The organism is Streptomyces sp. NPDC001532 (assembly GCF_040298625.1).
Lineage (GTDB): Bacteria > Actinomycetota > Actinomycetes > Streptomycetales > Streptomycetaceae > Streptomyces.
Genome location: NZ_JBEPAL010000037.1, coordinates 38119 through 57133, shown reverse-complemented (window position 1 = coordinate 57133; position 19015 = coordinate 38119). Strand labels below are relative to the sequence as shown.

21 protein-coding genes are annotated in these 19015 nt (G+C 73.1%); 14 read left to right on the top strand and 7 right to left on the bottom strand.

Going from position 1 to position 19015, the window contains the following annotated elements; genetic code table 11:
• The first annotated feature begins 143 nt into the window (after positions 1-143).
• The 3 genes from ABT232_RS28575 (at position 144) to ABT232_RS28565 (ending at position 3725) form a co-directional block, all read left to right on the top strand.
• Positions 144-833: a class II aldolase/adducin family protein gene (locus ABT232_RS28575; RefSeq protein ID WP_351845021.1), complete on the top strand. Its 690-nt coding sequence runs from the start codon at positions 144-146 to the stop codon at positions 831-833.
• A 125-nt stretch (positions 834-958) separates the two neighbouring features.
• Positions 959-2086, top strand: a complete 1128-nt coding sequence (locus tag ABT232_RS28570) for an alpha/beta hydrolase (protein WP_351845019.1) — start codon at positions 959-961, stop codon at positions 2084-2086.
• A gap of 214 nt (positions 2087-2300) precedes the next feature.
• Entirely contained in the window at positions 2301-3725 is a 1425-nt protein-coding gene (locus ABT232_RS28565; protein WP_351845017.1) for a hypothetical protein, read from the top strand.
• Between the two features lie 10 nt (positions 3726-3735).
• Here ABT232_RS28565 and ABT232_RS28560 read toward each other — a convergent pair whose 3' ends face one another.
• Positions 3736-4149: a VOC family protein gene (locus ABT232_RS28560; protein WP_351845015.1), complete on the bottom strand. Its 414-nt coding sequence runs from the start codon at positions 4147-4149 to the stop codon at positions 3736-3738.
• A 441-nt stretch (positions 4150-4590) separates the two neighbouring features.
• Between ABT232_RS28560 and ABT232_RS28555 the strand changes: the two genes are divergently transcribed.
• From ABT232_RS28555 to ABT232_RS28545, 3 genes are all read left to right on the top strand, one after another.
• Positions 4591-6189, top strand: a complete 1599-nt coding sequence (locus tag ABT232_RS28555) for an ABC-F family ATP-binding cassette domain-containing protein (RefSeq protein ID WP_351845013.1) — start codon at positions 4591-4593, stop codon at positions 6187-6189.
• A 335-nt stretch (positions 6190-6524) separates the two neighbouring features.
• On the top strand, positions 6525-6746 hold the full coding sequence (locus ABT232_RS28550) for a helix-turn-helix domain-containing protein (protein ID WP_018567695.1): 222 nt from the start codon (positions 6525-6527) through the stop codon (positions 6744-6746).
• A 131-nt stretch (positions 6747-6877) separates the two neighbouring features.
• Entirely contained in the window at positions 6878-7681 is an 804-nt protein-coding gene (locus ABT232_RS28545; protein ID WP_351845011.1) for an enoyl-CoA hydratase/isomerase family protein, read from the top strand.
• 44 nt (positions 7682-7725) lie between these two features.
• Here ABT232_RS28545 and ABT232_RS28540 read toward each other — a convergent pair whose 3' ends face one another.
• The gene (locus ABT232_RS28540) at positions 7726-8448 is read right to left on the bottom strand and encodes a nucleopolyhedrovirus P10 family protein (RefSeq protein ID WP_351845009.1); all 723 of its coding nucleotides are present in this window, start codon (positions 8446-8448) and stop codon (positions 7726-7728) included.
• An 88-nt stretch (positions 8449-8536) separates the two neighbouring features.
• On the opposite strand from ABT232_RS28540, the gene ABT232_RS28535 reads away from it, so the two are divergent.
• From ABT232_RS28535 to amaP, 5 genes are read left to right on the top strand one after another with little or no spacing between them, the layout of a single operon-like run.
• On the top strand, positions 8537-9025 hold the full coding sequence (locus ABT232_RS28535) for an Asp23/Gls24 family envelope stress response protein (RefSeq protein ID WP_351845007.1): 489 nt from the start codon (positions 8537-8539) through the stop codon (positions 9023-9025).
• A 19-nt stretch (positions 9026-9044) separates the two neighbouring features.
• On the top strand, positions 9045-9230 hold the full coding sequence (locus ABT232_RS28530; protein WP_351845005.1) for a hypothetical protein: 186 nt from the start codon (positions 9045-9047) through the stop codon (positions 9228-9230).
• Positions 9231-9233: 3 nt separating this feature from the next.
• The gene (locus ABT232_RS28525; RefSeq protein ID WP_351845003.1) at positions 9234-9608 is read left to right on the top strand and encodes an Asp23/Gls24 family envelope stress response protein; all 375 of its coding nucleotides are present in this window, start codon (positions 9234-9236) and stop codon (positions 9606-9608) included.
• Complete coding sequence (locus ABT232_RS28520) at positions 9605-10300, top strand: DUF6286 domain-containing protein (protein WP_351845001.1); 696 nt, start codon at positions 9605-9607, stop codon at positions 10298-10300. Before ABT232_RS28525 ends, ABT232_RS28520 begins: the two co-directional genes overlap by 4 nt.
• Positions 10297-10884, top strand: a complete 588-nt coding sequence (gene amaP, locus ABT232_RS28515; RefSeq protein WP_351844999.1) for an alkaline shock response membrane anchor protein AmaP — start codon at positions 10297-10299, stop codon at positions 10882-10884. The genes ABT232_RS28520 and amaP overlap by 4 nt, the downstream gene beginning before the upstream one ends.
• A gap of 193 nt (positions 10885-11077) precedes the next feature.
• Here amaP and ABT232_RS28510 read toward each other — a convergent pair whose 3' ends face one another.
• From ABT232_RS28510 to ABT232_RS28490, 5 genes are all read right to left on the bottom strand, one after another.
• A complete protein-coding gene (locus tag ABT232_RS28510; RefSeq protein ID WP_351844997.1) occupies positions 11078-11833 on the bottom strand; it encodes an SDR family oxidoreductase in 756 nt (251 codons plus the stop codon).
• A 5-nt stretch (positions 11834-11838) separates the two neighbouring features.
• Positions 11839-13626, bottom strand: a complete 1788-nt coding sequence (locus ABT232_RS28505; protein WP_351844995.1) for a glycoside hydrolase family 15 protein — start codon at positions 13624-13626, stop codon at positions 11839-11841.
• A gap of 63 nt (positions 13627-13689) precedes the next feature.
• Positions 13690-14487, bottom strand: a complete 798-nt coding sequence (locus tag ABT232_RS28500) for an SURF1 family cytochrome oxidase biogenesis protein (protein WP_351844993.1) — start codon at positions 14485-14487, stop codon at positions 13690-13692.
• Positions 14488-14559: 72 nt separating this feature from the next.
• Complete coding sequence (locus ABT232_RS28495; RefSeq protein ID WP_351844991.1) at positions 14560-14793, bottom strand: metallothionein; 234 nt, start codon at positions 14791-14793, stop codon at positions 14560-14562.
• A 79-nt stretch (positions 14794-14872) separates the two neighbouring features.
• Positions 14873-15901 carry a DEDDh family exonuclease gene (locus ABT232_RS28490; protein WP_351844989.1) on the bottom strand — a complete coding sequence of 343 codons (1029 nt, stop codon included), beginning with the start codon at positions 15899-15901 and terminating at the stop codon, positions 14873-14875.
• 383 nt (positions 15902-16284) lie between these two features.
• Here ABT232_RS28490 and ABT232_RS28485 point away from each other — a divergent pair, with 383 nt between their 5' ends.
• The 3 genes from ABT232_RS28485 (at position 16285) to ABT232_RS28475 (ending at position 19015) form a co-directional block, all read left to right on the top strand.
• Positions 16285-17166, top strand: a complete 882-nt coding sequence (locus ABT232_RS28485; RefSeq protein WP_351844987.1) for a sterol desaturase family protein — start codon at positions 16285-16287, stop codon at positions 17164-17166.
• Positions 17163-17837, top strand: a complete 675-nt coding sequence (locus ABT232_RS28480) for a lysoplasmalogenase (RefSeq protein WP_351844985.1) — start codon at positions 17163-17165, stop codon at positions 17835-17837. Before ABT232_RS28485 ends, ABT232_RS28480 begins: the two co-directional genes overlap by 4 nt.
• A gap of 131 nt (positions 17838-17968) precedes the next feature.
• Positions 17969-19015 (top strand): zinc-dependent alcohol dehydrogenase family protein, encoded by a 1047-nt coding sequence (locus ABT232_RS28475; protein ID WP_351844983.1) that lies wholly within the window; start codon positions 17969-17971, stop codon positions 19013-19015.

Sequence of the window (19015 nt, the reverse complement as noted above, 5' to 3'; positions counted from 1 at the left end):
CTCGAGCCGTCGCGCCGTACACCGATGCGCACACCGATCCGTGCGCCGATTTTGCGCCGATACGCGGCCTCGCGAACCGGCGGTTTTCGGCCCACCGCGCCCGGGCGCCGCGCCCGCCCCGCACCGCCTGGCAGGATCACGCCATGGCTGAGCAGCGAGCGGACCAGCGGGACGGACGGAGCGGTGCGCGCGAGGAGGAGGCCCGGGCCTGGGACGCCCTGGTCGCCACCGCCCGGCGGACCGTCGCGGAGGGGCTGGTCGTCGGCACCTCGGGCAACGTCTCCGTCAGGGTCGGCGACATCGTCCTGGTCACACCCTCGGGCGTCCCGTACGACCGGCTGACGCCCGCCGACCTCACCGCCGTCGACCTCGACGGCCGGCAACTGCGCGGCACCCTCGTGCCGACCAGCGAGCTGCCCATGCATCTCGCCGTCTACCGCACCACCGACGCCCGCGCCGTCGTCCACACCCACGCCGTGCACGCGACGGCCGTCTCGACGCTCGTCCCGGAGCTCCCCCTCATCCACTACATGGCCGCCGCCCTCGGCGGCCCGGTCCGGGTCGCCCCGTACGCCACCTACGGCACCGACGAACTGGCCGAGAACATGCTCCGCGCCCTCACCGACCGCACCGGCTGCCTCCTCCAGAACCACGGCACGATCACCTACGGCACCACCCTCGACCAGGCCTACGACCGCACCGCGCAGCTGGAGTGGATGTGCCGCCTGTGGCTCACGGCCTCCACCGTCCCGGGCCTGACCCCGTCCCTGCTGACCCACTCCCAGCTGGCCGAGGTGTCGGAACGCCTGCGGGGGTACGGCCAGCGCGGCTGACGGGTGGGGCGGGAACGCCCTGGAGCGAGCCGCGGTGCGGGGCGGTGCGGCGAGCGCAGTGCGTCTCTCACCCGGAACACGTCCGCCCGCTGGCCCGTCGCCGTCCGCGCCGGGACACTGGAGCCGTGCGCCCTGTCACAGCGACGGCCGCTGCCGTCACCGCCATGACCGTCGCCGGTGCCGCCGCGGTGGCCGCCGGCCGGCTCGCCAGCGACGCCGCGCTCAAGGCGCCGCCGGGCCGCCCGCTGCCCACCGAACCCCGGCTCACCGTGCACGGCACGGCCGCCGGCCAGGTCGTGCTCACCCGGGACTTCGCCTCCCTGCGCCCCGGCACCTACGGGCTGACCGGCGACGGCCTCCACGCGGTCGTCGGGCCCGTCCTGGACTCCGCGCCGCACACCGCCGACACCGTCGTCCGCCGGCTGCACCGGGTCACCCACGGCACCCTGGAACCCGGCGACAAGGTCTGGCTGACCCCGAACGCGCACATCGGCGACCCGCACGCCGCCCTCGGCCTCGACCACGCCGACGTGGACGTCCCCGGCGAACTTGGCGCGCTGCCCGCCTGGTTCGTGCCGGGCGCCCGGGACACCTGGGTCATCACCGCGCACGGCCTCGGCACCACCCGCGAGCACCCCATGAACCTCATGGGATTCCTGCACCGCCACCGCTTCCCCGTCCTCGACCTCGCCTACCGCGGCGACCTCGGCGCCCCGCGCCCCGCCGACGGCCTGAACCACCTGGGCGAGAGCGAGTGGCGCGACCTGGACGCGGCGATCCGCTACGCCACCCGGTACGGCGCCGAACGCGTCGTGCTGCACGGCTGGTCCACCGGCGCGACCATGGCCCTGCGCGCCGCCGCCCACTCCGGCGTCCGCGACCGGATCGCCGGGCTGGTGCTGGACTCCCCGGTGCTGCACTGGGAGTCGACCCTGCGGGCCCTGGCCGCCGCCCGGCGCACTCCGGGTGCCCTGCTGCCGCTCGCGGTCCGCGCCGCCCAGGGCCGCACCGGCCTGCTCGGAGACCGGGCCGACGAGGCCACGCACGCCGACTATCTGAAGGTCCCGGTACTGATCTTCCACGGCCCCGACGACACGGTCGCCCCCTGGGAGTTCTCCCGTCGCCTCGCCGCCCGCCGCCCCGGCCTCGTCGCCCTCCATCCGGTCCCGCACGCCCCGCACGGCGCCATGTGGAACGCCGACCCCGAGGCGTACGAGGAGGCCCTGCGCCGCTTCCTGACCCCCCTCATGTGAGCCCGACGGCCCCAGCCGCCCCCCTTCGAACATCCTTCCCGAACACCTCTCCCGTCACCGGACGGCACCCGGTCGCTGTCATTCCGTTTCACGCCGTACCCCTGTCCGGTTCACGCCCTTCAGACGCTCACTCAACCCCTTCCCTTGGCCAGTCCCGTCGCCCCCCGTGACATTCCGTTTGGGTTTTCGGACCGTCAACCGGAAGACTGCACCCGTGACGTCCCGTATCCCGCGCGACTCCAGGCTTCGACTCGTCCGCCCGCGACCCCTGGCCGCCGCCCCCCGAGCGATGAACCAGCGGCCCGCGCGCCGCCCCGCCCCGCGCCCGCCGGAGGGCACGCCGGCCCCCGCGGAGCTGGCCGGAATGGCACGCTCCCGGCTGGCCGGTGCCGCCCGCGTGGCCCGCTGGGCCGACGCCGCCCTGCGCCCCGGCAGCGCCGGCGGGGCCGCCGACGGCAAGGCCACCCTCGCCGACGCGACCGCCGAACGGGCCGCCCGCGAGCTGGGCCTGACACCGGCCCAGGTCCGCGCCGACTGGGACACCGCCCGGCTGGCCGGCCTCGTCGAGGTGCACGGCGGCAGCGCCCGCCCCGGCTGGCGGCTGCGTGCCTGGCACCGCGACGACAGCGCCGTCCTGCGCGGCTGGGTCGCCCTCTTCGACGCCTGGTCCCTGGCCCACCCGGAGCCCGCCGACCACGAGCCGGCCGCCGTCGCCGAGGTCGTCTCGGCCATGCCGCAGGTGCTCTCCTTCCTCCAGCTGTCCGCCGGCCCCGTCCCCGTCGAGCAGCTGCTCGACCTGCTCCAGCAGCGGGTGCGGGAACTGCGCACCGAGCGCTGCGAAGTGCCCTACGGCCCGCAGCGCGAACCCGCGCGTCCCGCCGCCGGCCGCCCCGCCGAGCCCGCCGACCCGGCCGACGCCGAACTCGCCCCGCTGCTCGACTGGGCGCTGCACGCCCTCGCCTCCGTGGGCGCGCTCACCTGCGGCGACGGCCAGGCCACCCTCACCCCGCTGGGCAGCTGGGCGGTCTGGGTCAAGCTGGAGCAGATCTGCGTCGCCGCCCAGAGCCCGGCCGGCAACATCGAGGCCGCCGCCGAGGACATGCTGCGTGGCTGCGCCCAGCTGCGGCCCAACGCGGCCCGCGCCGAGTACCGGGCCTGGCTCGCCGCCCGGCCCGTCGGCAGCGCCGTCACCGAGCTGCTGGACGCCGCCCGCGGCGACGACGCCCTGCTGCGCGGCCTCGCCTTCGAGGCGCTGCGGGTCGTCGGCGCGCCCGCCGAGCCCGATGTGCGCGCGGTGCTGGACCAGCCGACGCTGCGGCCCTACGCCCTGCTGTGGCTGGCCGAGCACGAGGGCACGGACCCCGAGGACGCCCACGAGGTGCTGACCCGCGAGGAGGCCACCTGGCTGTGGGTCGACACCGCGGCGGCGGTCGCCGACCACGGTGAGGCCCCGCTGCTGGTGCGGCACCTGGAGTCCGCGGTGCAGCCGACCGTGCCCGCGCTGCTGGACGAGGTGCGCGCCGTCGGCCACCCGCGCACGGTGCAGGTCCTCGTCGCCCTCGCCGCGGCCCACCCGGACCCGGCGCTGGCCAAGGCCGTCCGCCGGGCGGCCTTCCAGGTGCACACCGGAGGCAGCTGAGGGGGCAGGCTCAGCCGGGTATCTGCGGCGCGTAGGTGCCGAAGCTCCAGATGTTGCCCTCGACGTCACGGGCCATGTAGTCCCGTGAGCCGTAGTCCTGGTCCGTCGGGGGCATCAGGATGTCCACGCCGTGGTCCACGGCCTGCCGGTGGTGTGCGTCGACGTCGTCCACGGCGATGTACACCCCGGCCGGGCCCGCACCCTTCATCGCCGTGTCGAAGACACCGCCGCGGCCCTTGGAGCCGACCATCACCGCGCCGTTGCCCTGGACCAGCTCGGCGTGCAGCACCGTGCCGTCCTCGCCCTCGTACACCGACAGCTCGGTGAAGCCGAGGGCCTCCGTGAGCTGCCGGATGGCCGCTTTCGCGTCCGCGTACAACAGCGTGGGAAAGATGCTCGGACGTCCGCTGCCCGTGCCCGCCATACCGATCACTCCCTCGTGCCCGACACCGACTCGCTACCGGTCGCTTCCAGAACCCAGTCTCGCAGCGCCCACTGACAACACCCCGCCTGAGCCGCCCCCGCCTCTCCCGCCCCGCGTGATCGGGCACGACCGTCCCGCGCGCCACGGCCATGCCGTGCGTCACAACCGCACGCCGCCGCACGCCGCCCCACGTCCGCTGCTGACCGCTCCCCGCGCCCGGACCGCCCAGCTCACCGCCGTCCGCCGCACCGGGCCCGATCGAGCCGGGCCGCCGATGCCCCGGAAACGATCTGCCTGGCGCCCGGACCGAACACCCGAACGCAGAAAAAGTGGTTGCATCACACCGTTAGACTGGCCTCATGGCCATTCTCCTCGCGCATTAGACAGCGGGAACGTCTCGAAGCCCCCCGTCCCGCCCACCATCCGCTCTGGAGTCTGTCCGTGATCTCCGCCTCCGGTATCGAGCTGCGCGCCGGTGCCCGCGTCCTCATCGAGTCCGCCACCTTCCGTGTCGCCAAGGGCGACCGCATCGGCCTGGTCGGCCGCAACGGCGCCGGCAAGACCACGCTCACCAAGTGCCTGGCCGGCGAGGGCATCCCCGCCGCCGGCACCATCACCCGCTCCGGCGAGGTCGGCTACCTCCCGCAGGACCCCCGCACCGGCGACCTCGACGTCCTCGCCCGCGACCGCATCCTCTCCGCGCGCGGCCTCGACGTACTGATCCGCAAGATGCGCGAGAACGAACAGCGCATCGCCAACGGCCAGGGCGCCACCCGCGAGAAGGCGCTGCGGCAGTACGAGCGCCAGGAGACGGAGTTCCTCACCAAGGGCGGGTACGCCGCCGAGGCCGAGGCCGCGACCATCGCCGCCGCGCTCAACCTGCCCGACCGGGTGCTCGGCCAGCCGCTGCACACGCTCTCCGGCGGTCAGCGCCGCCGTATCGAGCTGGCCCGGATTCTGTTCTCCGACGCCGACACCCTGCTGCTCGACGAGCCGACGAACCACCTGGACGCCGACTCGATCGTCTGGCTGCGCGACTACCTCAAGACCTACCGCGGCGGGTTCATCGTCATCTCCCACGACGTCGACCTGGTCGAGACGGTCGTCAACAAGGTGTTCTACCTGGACGCCAACCGCGCCCAGATCGACGTCTACAACATGGGCTGGAAGCTCTACCAGCAGCAGCGCGAGGCCGACGAGAAGCGCCGCAAGCGCGAGCGCGCCAACGCCGAGAAGAAGGCCGCCGCCCTGCACTCGCAGGCGGACAAGATGCGTGCCAAGGCCACCAAGACCGTCGCCGCCCAGAACATGGCCCGCCGCGCGGACAAGCTGCTCGCCGGTCTGGAGGCCGCGCGGGTCTCCGACAAGGTCGCCAAGCTGCGCTTCCCCGAGCCCGCGCCCTGCGGCAAGACCCCGCTGACCGCCGAGGGCCTGTCCAAGTCGTACGGCTCGCTGGAGATCTTCACCGACGTCGACCTGGCCATCGACAAGGGCTCCCGGGTCGTCATCCTCGGCCTCAACGGCGCCGGCAAGACCACCCTGCTGCGGCTGCTGGGCGGCGTCGAGGAGCCCGACACCGGCAAGGTCGTCGAGGGCCACGGCCTCAAGCTCGGCTACTACGCGCAGGAGCACGAGACCCTCGACCCGGACCGCACGGTCCTGGAGAACATGCGCTCCGCCGCACCCGACATGGACCTCGTCGAGGTCCGCAAGGTGCTCGGCTCGTTCCTGTTCTCCGGTGACGACGTCGACAAGCCGGCCGGTGTCCTCTCCGGCGGTGAGAAGACCCGGCTCGCGCTGGCCACCCTGGTGGTCTCCTCGGCCAACGTGCTGCTGCTCGACGAGCCGACCAACAACCTCGACCCGGCCAGCCGCGAGGAGATCCTCGGCGCCCTGCGCACCTACAAGGGCGCGGTCGTCCTGGTCACCCACGACGAGGGCGCGGTGGAGGCGCTCCAGCCGGAGCGGATCATCCTGCTGCCGGACGGCGTCGAGGACCTGTGGGGCGCCGACTACGCGGATCTCGTCGCGCTCGCTTGATCGAATGGTTGATCCACGGCGTATGGATCATTCGGCCGAGCCGTGATCCATCATCTGTGTGAGATCTCCTCACCCCCGGGTGTGTCCTACACCGAATTCGCGGCCGATCCCTTTGTCGACAAGGGGTCGGCCGTCTCGCATCGCTGACCTGCCACTTCGCGGAAGAACCCGTTCAGCCGTATGCGGTCCACTGGGCTGAATCGCAGATTCCGCTTGTGGGGATGTGCTCCTGTCGTCAAAACCCTCATCCACGGACCTTGCCGAATGGGTGGCCATGAAGGCTCGGAGGGGTGATCATGAGGAGACCAGAGCGCACTTCCCATGAGGAGGCACGGGTGGCCGAGACTCTGAAGAAGGGCAGCCGGGTGACCGGCGCCGCGCGCGACAAGCTCGCGGCAGACCTGAAGAAGAAGTACGACGCCGGTGCGAGCATCCGGGCGTTGGCCGAGGAGACCGGCCGCTCGTATGGCTTTGTGCACCGCATGCTCAGTGAGTCGGGCGTCACGCTCCGTGGGCGTGGCGGGGCCACGAGGGGCAAGAAGGCCGCCTCGGCCTGACCCCGGGTGGCCCCGCGTCTTCGATGGTGGCCACCCGGTCGGTCGGGTGACCGGCCGGGTGGTTACTGTGCAGTCACTTAAGAGTGCCCGACGACGGCACTCACGATGACCGCACCCATCGGAGGCGCCCCATGGCTTCGCTCGACCCGGTAATCGACCCGGTACTCGACAAGGACGGCGTACGGCTCACCGTCGACGACGCGATCGCCACGGTGACGCTGACCAACCCGGCCAAGCGCAACGCGCAGAGCCCCGCTCTGTGGCGGGCGTTGGCCGAGGCGGGCCGGCTGCTGCCGGGCACCGTCCGGGTGGTCGTGCTGCGTGCCGAGGGCAAGTCGTTCTCGGCCGGACTCGACCGCCAGGCGTTCACGCCCGAGGGCTTCGACGGCGAGCCGTCGTTCATCGACCTCGCGCGTGGCGGTGACGCCGAACTGGACGCCACCATCGCCGAGTACCAGGAGGCGTTCACCTGGTGGCGACGTAGTGACCACGTGTCCGTCGCCGCCGTCCAGGGGCATGCCATCGGCGCCGGGTTCCAGCTCGCCCTCGCCTGTGACCTGCGCGTCGTCGCCGACGACGTGCAGTTCGCGATGCGCGAGACCAGCCTCGGACTCGTCCCCGACCTCACCGGCACCCATCCGCTGGTGGGCCTCGTCGGATACGCCCGTGCGCTGGAGATCTGCGCCACCGGGCGGTTCGTGGCGGCCGAGGAGGCCGTCAACACCGGCCTGGCGAACATCGCCGTGCCCGCGGACCAGCTCGACGGCGCCGTCCGTGACCTGACCGCCGCCCTGCTGGCCGCGCCGCGCGACGCCGTGATCGAGACCAAGGCGCTGCTGCGCGGCGCCCAGGACCGCACCTACGAGGAGCAGCGCACCGCCGAACGCCAGGCCCAGGCCCGCCGTCTGCGCGACCTCGCCGGCATCGGCGACTGACCGCCGGACGAGCGCGGGCGGCGACGCAGCCCTGCCGTCCGCGCTCACCCCACCGCGGTGACCAGCACCGCCACCGTCGGGTGGTCCCACAGCGCCTCGCCGACCCGCGCCCGGACCTCGCGGGCCACGTCCACCGACCGGTGGTCCGCGCGCAGCGCCAGTTCCAGGCGGACGTGCCGACGTGACGGCCCGTCACCGGTGTCCGTGCCCCCGTCGATGTGCACGGCACGGCCCAGCGCGCCCAGGGTGCCGGTCAGCCGGGCCACCCCCGGCACGGCGAGCGCCGCCTCCGCGGCCCGCGCCTCGTCCGCGCCCGTCGCCTCACGGGCGTCCGGCGGCTCGGGCGGCCGTACGGGCTCGGCCTCCGTCTCCTCGTCCAGCAGGTCCGTCACCCGCAGGTCGACCTCCGCCACCGTCAGCCCGAGCCGTGTCGCCGCGGCCGTCGCGAGCGCGGTGCGCAGCCGCGCCGCGGTCTCCGGCAGCGGCTGCGCCGCCCCGGCCGCGAACTCCGCCGTCAGCCGCAGCGGACCGGGCGGCAGCGCGCTCGGCGGGGGCGGCACCACAGGGTCGTAGACATGTTCCGGGTCGGCCAGGGCGAGCCGCAGCACGCCCGGTCTGACGCCCGCCACCTCGTACGCCGCGCCGCGCAGCACGGCCCGTGCCGCGCTCTCCGCGATCCACGCCCCCGCGCTCGCGTCACCCAGGGGGAGGATCCTGCCGAGGCTCAGCTGCTCCCGTACCGCCTGTGTCCATCGATCCGCCGTCATTGCCCCAGAGTGCCCCATTCGCGGCGCGCGTCCGAGCAACCGCGCTTACGGTGGTCGAAGGACGTCGAACCGAGAGGGGCGTACGGCTATGACCGACACGACGGACCGGAACCGGACGCAGACGCCGGAGAGCGAGAGCGATCCGTCGGCGCAGTCCCGCAGGACCACCCGGCGCGGCGGAGGGGACCCCGGCACCCGGGGACGCACCACCATCGCCGACGGTGTGGTGGAGAAGATCACCGGGATGGCCGCACGGGACGTCGTCGGCGTGCACGCCATGGGCAGCGGCATCAGCCGCACGTTCGGCGCCGTACGCGACCGGGTGCCCGGCGGATCGAAGTCGGTGACCCGTGGCGTCAAGGCCGAGGTCGGCGAGGAGCAGACCGCGCTGGACCTGGAGATCGTCGTCGACTACGGCGTCTCGATCTCCGATGTCGCCCGCGACGTGCGGGAGAACGTGATCGCGGCCGTCGAGCGGATGACCGGGCTGGAGGTCGTCGAGGTCAACATCGCGGTCAGCGACGTGAAGCTGCCGGACGAAGAGGACGAAGAGGAGCCGGAGCCCCGGATCCGCTGACGCAGGCTAGGAGCGCACGATGAGCATGGCCGTGATCGGCATGATCGCCGGAATGGCCCTGGGTTTCGCCGGATACTTCGGCGGGTTCGGTGCCTTCCTGCTGGTGGCGGCCCTGGGCGCCGTCGGGTTCGTCGTGGGCCGACTGCTGGAGGGCGACCTGGAACTCGGCGACTTCTTCCGCTCGCGCGACGAACGGCGGAGGTGACCCGTGAGCAGCGGGGCCAGTGAGTCCCCCCGGCCCCTGGCCGTCGTGGCGGCGGGTGAACGCGGAGCCACCCGGATCGCCGACCGGGTCGTCGCCAAGGTCGCGGCGCAGGCGGCGCGCGAGGTGGTCGGCGCGCTGCCCGCCGAGGCGTCGCCCCCGCACGCGACCGTGCTCGTCCGCCAGGGGACGGCCCGTGTCCGCGTCCATCTCGAACTCGGCTACCCGGTCGACGTCGGCGCCCGCTGCCGGGAGGTGCGTCGCCAAGTCTCCGAGCGGGTACGCGCGTTGGTGGGATACGAAGTGCCGGAGGTCGCCGTCCAGGTGGAGCGGCTGCACCTGCCCACGGCATTCGGCGCGGCACAGGGGAGGACGCGATGAGCGAACCCCGGGACTCCGAGAACAGGGACTCCGAGAACGCCGACGGCACCACCCGGCGCATGCCCCTGCTGGAGAAGACGGAACCCGACCGGAACGCGTCGGGCGCCACCCAGGAACCGCCGCCGCCCCCGGCCGACGAGAGCGGGGGCAAGGAACGCCGCTTCTGGTCCACGCGCCGCGTGCCCGCGGCCGTCGTCGCGGTCCTCCTGCTCGCCCTGGCGGGCCTCTTCCTCTACGACATCGCCTCCGTCCGCGCCGACCGGCCGGGCATGCGCTGGCGCCGCGAACTCGCCCAGCAGCTCGCCGAACGCCCCCTCGACGACATCTGGGTCCTGGTCGGCGCCGGCGTCGCCGCCGCCCTCGGCCTCTGGCTGCTGGTGCTGGCCCTGACACCCGGGCTGCGCGCCCTGCTGCCGATGCGGCGCACCCACCGCGACGTCCGCGCGGCGCTGCACCGGCCGGCCGCCGCGACGGTGCTGCGCGACCGGGCCATGCAGGTCGCGGGCGTGCAGTCGGTGAAGGTACGCACCCGCCGGCGGAAAGCCGACGTCCGCGCGGTGTCCCACTTCCGCGAACTCGACGACGTCCGCGACGAGCTGAAGGCCACCCTCGGCGAGGCCGTCGACGGCCTGGGCCTGTCCCGGCCGCCCGCTCTGTCCGTGCGAGTCCGGCGACCCGGCCGGAAGGGATGATCAGGGTGCTCACGACCGTCAACCGCGTACTGCTCGGCCTCGTCGGCCTCGTCCTGCTGGTCCTCGGCGGCTCGGTGCTCGCCGTCGGACTGGGCGCGCCGTCGCCGTCCTGGTGGATCCACCAGAGCCGCCACGACGTCCTGCTCTCCTACGCCGAACGCACCCGCTGGCGGGACGAGGGCTGGTGGTGGCCCACCGTCATCGCCGCGCTCGCCGTCCTCCTGCTGCTCGCGCTGTGGTGGCTCACCGCCGTGCTGCGCCGCCGCCGGCTGACCGAGGTCCTGGTCGACACCGGCGACGGCGAGGGCGCGCTGCTGCGGGGCCGCGCCCTGGAGAACGTCCTGGAGACGGAGGCGGCCGAGCCGGACGGCGTGGCCCGCGCCCACGCCAGGCTCACCGGCCGCCGCACCGCTCCCGCGTCCCGCGTACGCCTGATGCTCGAACCCCACGTCGACCCCCGAGCCGCCCTCCAGCACCTGACGGGCCAGGCCCTGACCCACGCCCGCGAATCGGCGGGCCTGGACCGACTCCCGACCGAGGTCCGCCTACGGGGCGTCAAGCACGGCGCGGAACGGGTGAGCTGAGCGGGGCCGCGTCGGGTTGTGCTCACTCGGCGCGTCCGGCTCGGCTGAGCGGAGGTTGCAGCGCACCGCGCGGAGGTCTGCGGAGCGGGGCCGCGACGCCGCCGGTCGGCTGAGTGCGGGCCCCGCCACCGGCCCCGCCGGCACCCCGCGCCGCTCAGAACCCGCACCCAGCCCCTCCGGCACCCCGTGCCGCTCAGAACCCGTGCCTGGCCCCGCCGTCCACCGGCACCATCACGCCCGTCACATAGGACGCGGCCGGGGACAGCAGGAACGCCGCCGTGCGGCCGAACTCCTGCGGTGTGCCGTACCGGCGCAAGGGGATGCGGGACTCGGCCGCCGCGCGGGTGGCCTCCGGGTCGGCGGAGAGCGCGTCCAGCTCGCGCACCCGGTCGGTGTCGATCCGGCCGGGCAGCACCCCGACGACCCGGATGCCCCGCGAGCCCAGCTCGTCCGCCAGCGACTTGGCGAAGCCCGCCAGGCCCGGCCGCAGGCCGTTGGAGATGGTCAGCCCGGGGATCGGCTCGTACACCGAACCGGACAGCACGAACCCGATGACGCCGCCCTCCTCCAGCTCGGCCGAGGCCGCGCGGGCGAGGCGCACCGCGCCCAGGAACACCGACTCGAACGCCGACTGCCACTGCTCGTCGGAGTTGTCGGCCACGAACCCGGCCGCCGGGCCTCCGACGCTGATGAGGATGCCGTCGAACCGCCCGAACCGCTCCCGTGCGGTGGCGATCAGGCGGGCCGGCGCCTCGGGGTCGGCGTTGTCCACCGCGACCCCCACCACGTCCGGTCCCAGCGCGGCCGCCGCGTCGGCGACGGTCTTCTCGTCCCGCCCGGTGATGACCACTCTCGCCCCGTCGGCGAGCAGCTCGCGCGCGGAGGCGTTGCCGAGGCCGCGCGTGGCCCCGGTGACGACGTACACCCGGTCCTTCAGTCCAAGATCCATGCCCCCTATCCTGCCCGCTCGTCGCCGAACAGGGCGAGGGCGGTGTTGACCAGCCCGATATGGCTGAACGCCTGCGGGAAGTTCCCGACCTGGCGGCCGGTCGCCAGGTCGTACTCCTCGGCCAGCAGCCCCACGTCGTTGGCGAGCCCCACCAGCCGCTCGAACAGCGCGCGCGCCTCGTCCGTACGGCCCGTCATGTGCAGTGCGTCGGCCAGCCAGAAGGAGCACACGAGGAAGTGACCCTCGTCGCCGGGCAGCCCGTCGACCGTGGTCCGTTCGGCGGTGTAGCGGCGCAGCAGGCCGTCGTGCTCCAGCTCCGCGCGGACCGCCTCGATGGTGCCGAGCACCCGCGGGTCGTCCGGCGGCAGGAAGCCGACGCGCGGGATCAGCAGCAGCGCGGCGTCCAGTTCCCGTGAGCCGTAGTACTGGGTGAAGGTGTTCCGCTCGGTGTCGAAGCCCTGTTCGCACACCTCGCGGTGCACGGCGTCACGCGTCGCCCGCCAGCCCTCCAGATCGCCCTCCAGCGCCGGATACCGCTCCAGCGCCTTCACCGCGCGGTCGGCGGCCACCCACACCATCACCTTCGAGTGCACGAAGTGCCGGCGGCCGCCGCGCACCTCCCACAGCCCTTCGTCCGGCTGCCGCCAGGCCCGGCACAGGAAGTCCATCAGGGCCCGCTGCATCGCCCACCCCTCGGTCTTCAGGGGCATGCCCGCACTCCGGGCCAGCGACAACGTGTCCATGACCTCGCCGTACACGTCCAGCTGGACCTGCTTGACGGCCGCGTTGCCGATCCGTACCGGCCGGGAGTCGGCGAACCCCGGCAGCCATGCCAGCTCGGCCTCGGGCAGCCGTCGCTCGCCCGCCAGGCCGTACATGATCTGGAGGTCCGAGGGGTCGCCCGCGACCGCGCGCAGCAGCCAGTCGCGCCACGCCTCGGCCTCCTCCCGGTAGCCGCCCGCGAGCAGCGCGCCCAGGGTGAGGGTGGAGTCGCGCAGCCAGCAGTAGCGGTAGTCCCAGTTGCGCACGCCGCCGACCTCCTCGGGCAGGGAGGTGGTGGGGGCGGCGACGATACCGCCGGTCGGCTTGTAGGTGAGCGCCTTCAGGGTGATCAGGGAGCGGACCACCTCGTCGCGGTACGGGCCGTCGTAGCGGCAGCGGGCCGACCACGCCTGCCAGTCGGCGACGCTCGTCTCCAGGGCCTTGTACGGGTCGACCAGCGGCGGGCGCCGCTCGTGCGAGGGGTGCCAGGTGAGCACGAACGCCACCCGCTCGCCCTCGCGCACCGTGAACTCCGAGTGCGTGCAGAAGTCCTCGCCCCAGGTGTCCACCTCCGGCTCGCTGCGCAGCCACGCCGAGTCCGGTCCCGCGACGGCCACCCGGTGGCCGCCGGACCGCCGCACCCACGGCACGATCGAGCCGTAGTCGAAGCGCAGCCGGAGTATGCCGTGCATGGTCACGCTGCCCCGCAAGCCCTCCACCACGCGTACCAGATCGGGGGCGCGGTCGCGCTGCGGCATCAGGTCGGTGACCCGGACCGCCCCGTCCGGGGTCTCCCACTCGGTGTCCAGCACCAGGGTGCCGGGACGGTAGGCCCGGCGGGTGCAGGGGCCTTCGGCGCCCTTCGGGGCCAGCCGCCAGTGACCGTTCTCGTCGTCACCCAGCAGCTTGGCGAAGCAGGCCGCCGAGTCGAACCGGGGCAGACAGAGCCAGTCGACCGAGCCGTCCCTGCCGACGAGCGCGGCGGTCTGTTCGTCGCCGATGAGGGCGTAGTCCTCGATACGCGGATACACGGGGTGCGGGTTCCCGGCGAACCGAGGGGGCAATCCGGGGCGGAGCCGGGCGGGTGAGGAGTCCTACACCGGAGCGGGTTCGGGCTCCGTGGTCTCCTCGTCCCGCTCCCGCCGCGCCGCCCGCTCACGGGCCTCGCGGCGGGCCAGGATCACCCAGCCGACGGGGACCGCGGCGGAGAACAGCCACCACTGGACGGCGTAGGCGTAGTTCAGCGCGGCGTCCTCGTCGCCGGGCTCGCCGAGCTGCTCCGGGCGGCCGCCCTTGGGCTCGGGCGCCGTCTGCACGATGTAGCCGCCGAGCACGCGGGCGTCGAGGCGCCGGGCCTCCCGCTCGCTGTTGATCAGCATGATCTGGCGGTCGGGCAGGCCGTCGAGGTCCTTGATCCCGCTCGCCTCGGTCGTCTCGTCGGGCATCAGCCGTCCGCTGACGGTGATCTCGCCGCTCGGCGGCGCGGGGATCTTCGGGAAGGCGGTCGAGCCCAGGCCGGCCGAGGGGATCCAGCCCCGGTTGACCAGCAGCACCCTGCCGTCCGTGAGGACGAACGGGGTCAGGACGTGGAAGCCGACCTCGTCGTCGGAGCTGGTGCGGCGGCGGACGACGACCTCGCGGTCGGTGTCGAAGCGGCCCTCGGCGGTCACCGTGCGGTACCGCTCGCGGCTGGTGACGGCGTGACCGGGGGCGGTCAGCTTCTCCACGGGCACCGGATCGGCGGCGAGCGCGTCCGAGACCAGCTGGTTGCGGGCGGTGCGCTCCTCGTAGCGGTGCATCTGCCAGATGCCCAGCCTGATCATCGTGGGGATGAGGAGGAAGGCGACCAGCGTGAGGATCACCCACTGCCGGGACAACAGGAAGCGGTACACCCCACGACCGTACCTCGCAGGCCGTGGGGTGCTGAGAGCAGGGGTGCCGGGAGCGGGGTCCGGGCGGACGCCTCAGACGCGGTCGACGATGCCCACCTTCCCCTCCGAGCGGGCGCAGTGGGCGCCGCAGTACCAGTGGCCCTCGACCTCGACGCCCTGGCCGATGATCTGCACCCGGCAGTGCTCGCAGATGGGAGCCATGCGGTGGATCGCGCAGGAGAAGCAGTCGAACACGTGCACCGAACCCTGCGCGTGCACTTCGAAGGTCATTCCGTAGTTGTTGCCGCAAACTTCGCAAGTCGCCATGCGCCACAGGGTGAGCCGTCGCCGCCGCGCGGGCGAGCGGGCGACGGGCGAGTCGCGCGGCAATCACCCGTCCGTACGGTCACTGCTCCGATGCCGGTTCGACGTCCCGCAGCAGTTGGCCGAAGGCCGCCTCGTCGATCACGGGTGTGCCGAACTGGCGCGCCTTGACCACCTTGGACGTGCCCGAGTCCGGGTCGTTGGTGACGAGGAGGCTGGTCAGCCGGGAGAGGCTGGTCGCCACATGCAGTCCGGCCTCGGTCGCCCGGTCCTCCAGCAGTTCCCGCTCCACCGAGGTGTCGCCGGAGAACGCCACCCGCATGCCCTGCTTGAGTCTTTTGCCCTCTTCGTACCGGCCTGGGTTGGGATAGGGGCATGCGGGTCGTTTCCGGGAGGGCCGCCAACTGGTGGCCCGGTAACCGCCGTAGCCACCGCCACCGCTGCCACCGCCGTAGCCGCCCGAGCCGCTCGCCTGCCGGCCGATGAGGGGTGCGGGCCGGTCCGCCCACTCGGTCAGCGGCCGGCACTCGTGCAGCGGCAGCCGCAGGCCCCCGTGTGCCGCGGCGTGCAGACTCGGCCGGAACGCCTCCGCCAGCACGCGCGCGTCGTCCAGCGCGTGGTGCGCCCGCTGCTGGACGACGCCGAAGTGCGCGGCCAGGGACTCCAGCTTGTGGTTGGGCAGCGGCAGGGCGAGCGCCTTGGACAGGGCGATGGTGCACAGCCGCTGCCGCACCGGGGCCTCCCGCTGGGCGCGCGCGTACTCCCGGGCGATCATCTGCCAGTCGAAGACCGCGTTGTGCGCGACGAGCACCCGGCCCTCCAGCCGGGTCGCGAACTCCTCGGCGATGTCCGCGAAGAGGGGCGCGCCCTCCAGTGCCTCGCTCGTCAGGCCGTGGATCCACACCGGACCCGGATCGCGCTCGGGATTGACCGTCGTGTACCAGTGGTCCTGGACCTCGCCGCGCGCGTCCAGCCGGTAGACGGCCGCGGAGATTATCCGGTCGTCCCGGGCCAGGCCGGTGGTCTCCACGTCAACGACCGCGTATCCGTTCGGATAGGCGGCCGGCCACGTCGTGGCGGCGGACACTGCGGGCATGCGGTCTTCGAGCATGGTTCCTGAGGATACGGGCCGCGACTGACAGCGCCGTCCCTCAGGTCGCCCGGTACGTCCGCCTGTTCGGGGCTCGGATTTGCGTGCGCATGGGTGCACATGAGTGCGCGTGAGCCGGTACGGGGCGGGCGAAGTCCGGAATGTCATCTTCTGGACAGGCCGGACGGACCGACACCCTGCACGCCCTGCCTGCTGGGGGCTTCGATGTGACGGGGTGCAGGACGGAGGCGCGGCGGCCCCCGATCGGCGCCGTAATCGCTGTCGTTGCTCCACGCGCGCGTGGGCCATTGGCGGAGATCGCCAACAAACAAGCGCTTACCGCCGGTAATACTTATCGGTAACAACCTCTGGACCGGCTCGAACGGCGGTTCTACGGTGCAGGAATGCCGAACCTCCCCGATGTCGTGGTCTGGTCGATACCCGCCTTCATTCTGCTCACGGTCCTGGAAATCATCAGTGTCCGGCTCCATCCCGACGAGGATCAGGCCGGTTACGAGGCGAAGGACGCCGCGACCAGCGTGACCATGGGGCTCGGCAGTCTGGTCTTCGACTTCCTGTGGAAAATCCCGATCGTCGCCCTCTACACGGCCCTCTACGAACTCACCCCGCTGCGCGTGCCCGTGCTGTGGTGGACCGTGATCCTGATGCTGTTCGCGCAGGACTTCTTCTACTACTGGTCCCACCGCGGCCACCACGTCGTCCGCATCCTCTGGGCCTGCCACGTGGTCCACCACTCCAGCCGGAAGTTCAACCTCACCACCGCGCTGCGCCAGCCCTGGACCTCGCTCACCGTCTGGCCGTTCTACGTGCCCCTGATCGCCCTCGGCGTGCACCCGGCCGCGCTCGCGTTCTGCTCGTCCGCGAACCTCGTGTACCAGTTCTGGATCCACACCGAGCGGATCGACAAGATGCCCCGGTGGTTCGAGTTCGTCTTCAACACGCCCTCCCACCACCGGGTGCACCACGCCTCCCAGGGCGGCTACCTGGACCGCAACTTCGGCGGCATCCTCATCGTCTGGGACCGGCTCTTCGGCTCCTTCACCGCCGAGACCGAACGGCCCGTCTACGGGCTGACGAAGAACATCGCCACCTACAACCCGCTCAAGGTCGCCACCCACGAGTACGTGGCCATCGCCAAGGACCTGAAGGCCGCGACCGGTTGGCGCGAGCGCGCGGGGCGGGTGTTCCGGGGCCCCGGCTGGCAGCCCGCCCCGCCCCCGGCCGGACCCAGGACCGAGACCGCCGAGGAGACCGCCGCCGCATGACACTCCGCCGCGGCCTCCTGTGGGCCTTCGGCCTCGCCGCCCTCGTCGACCTGGCCTCCCTGGCGGCCGGGCTCGACGCCGGGCACGTGGCCGCCAAGCCGCTCCTGATGCCCCTGCTGGCCGCGCACGCCGCGCTGTCCGGCGCACCGCGCCTCCTGGTCGCCGCGCTGTTGTGCGGCTGGGGAGGAGACCTCCTGCTGCTCTTCGACGCGGAGCCCGCCTTCCTCGCCGGCATGGCCTCCTTCGCGGCGGGCCACGTCTGCTACCTGTTCCTCTTCACCCGGTACGGCCGTGCGAACGCCCACCACAGCTTCCTGCTCGTCGGATACACCGTCGTCCTGGCCGCAACCGTCGCCCAGCTCTGGCCCGACCTGCCCGCCGACCTGCGCGTCCCCGTGGCCGGCTACAGCCTCCTGCTCACGGCCATGGCCTACCGGGCGGGCAGCCGGTTCGGCCGCACCGCCGGGATCGGCGGCGCGCTCTTCGTACTGTCCGACACCCTCATCGCCACCGGCGTCGCCGACTGGCCGCAGCCACCGCGCCCCGATCTGTGGATCATGCTCACCTACATCGCCGCGCAGTTCCTGCTGGCCGACGGCACGAGAAAGGCCCTCGGCGCGCGCCCGGCGGCCGACGCGACGTACGGTGAGGTGCGCTCCACGACACCCTGAAGCGTCCGGAGCACATGAGGCACCCGAACACCGAAGCACCGCAGAACTCGAAGCACCGCAGCACCCGAAGCACCGCAGCACCCGAAGCACCGCAGAACCCGAACCACCCGAAGCACCGAGAAGGACCCGCCATGCGCGCCACCACCATCCACGCCCCCTTCGACATGCGGGTGGAGGACGTGCCCGAGCCCGTGGTGCAGCTGCCCACGGACGCCGTCGTACGGGTGCTGCGCGCCTGCATCTGCGGCAGCGACCTGTGGGCCTACCGCGGCGAGGCGGCCCGGCAGCCGGGCCAGCGGATCGGGCACGAGTTCCTCGGCGTGGTCGAGGAGACCGGCTCCGAGGTCTCCGGCGTGCGGCGCGGTGACCTCGTCGTCGCGCCCTTCATGTGGTCGGACGGCGTCTGCGCCTACTGCCGGGAGGGCCTGACCACCTCCTGCGAGCACGGCGGTTTCTGGGGCTCCGTCGGCTACGACGGCGGGCAGGGCGAGGCCGTTCGCGTCCCCTTCGCCGACGGCACCCTCGTCCGGCTGCCGAAGGAGGCGGCCGGTGACGACCACCTGCTGTCCGCCCTCCTCACCCTCTCCGACGTCCTCGGCACCGGCCACCACGCCGCCCTCGGCGCGGGCGCCCGCCCCGGCGCCACGGTCGCCGTCGTCGGCGACGGAGCGGTCGGCCTGTGCGCGGTGCTGGCCGCCAAGAGGCTGGGCGCCGAGCGGATCATCGCCCTCGGCCGGCACGAGGTGCGCACGGACATCGCACGCCGCTTCGGCGCCACCGACGTCGTCGCCGAGCGCGGGGACGCCGCCGTGGAGGCCGTCCGCGAACTGACCGGCGGGCAGGGCGCGCACGCGGTCGTCGAGGCGGTCGGCACCGAGCAGTCGATGCGGACGGCGGTGCACATCACCCGCGACGGCGGCGCCATCGGCTTCGTCGGTGTGCCGCACGGCAGCGGCACCGGCCTCGACCTCGGTGTGATGTTCGACCGCAACATCGCCCTGCGCGGCGGTGTCGCCCCGGTCCGCGCCTACATCCCGGAACTGCTGCCCGACGTCCTGGACGGCACCATCGACCCGTCCCCGGTGTTCGACATGACCGTCGGCCTGGAGGGCGTCCCCGACGGCTACAAGGCGATGGACGAGCGCACCGCCCTCAAGGTCCTCGTCACCAACGCGTAG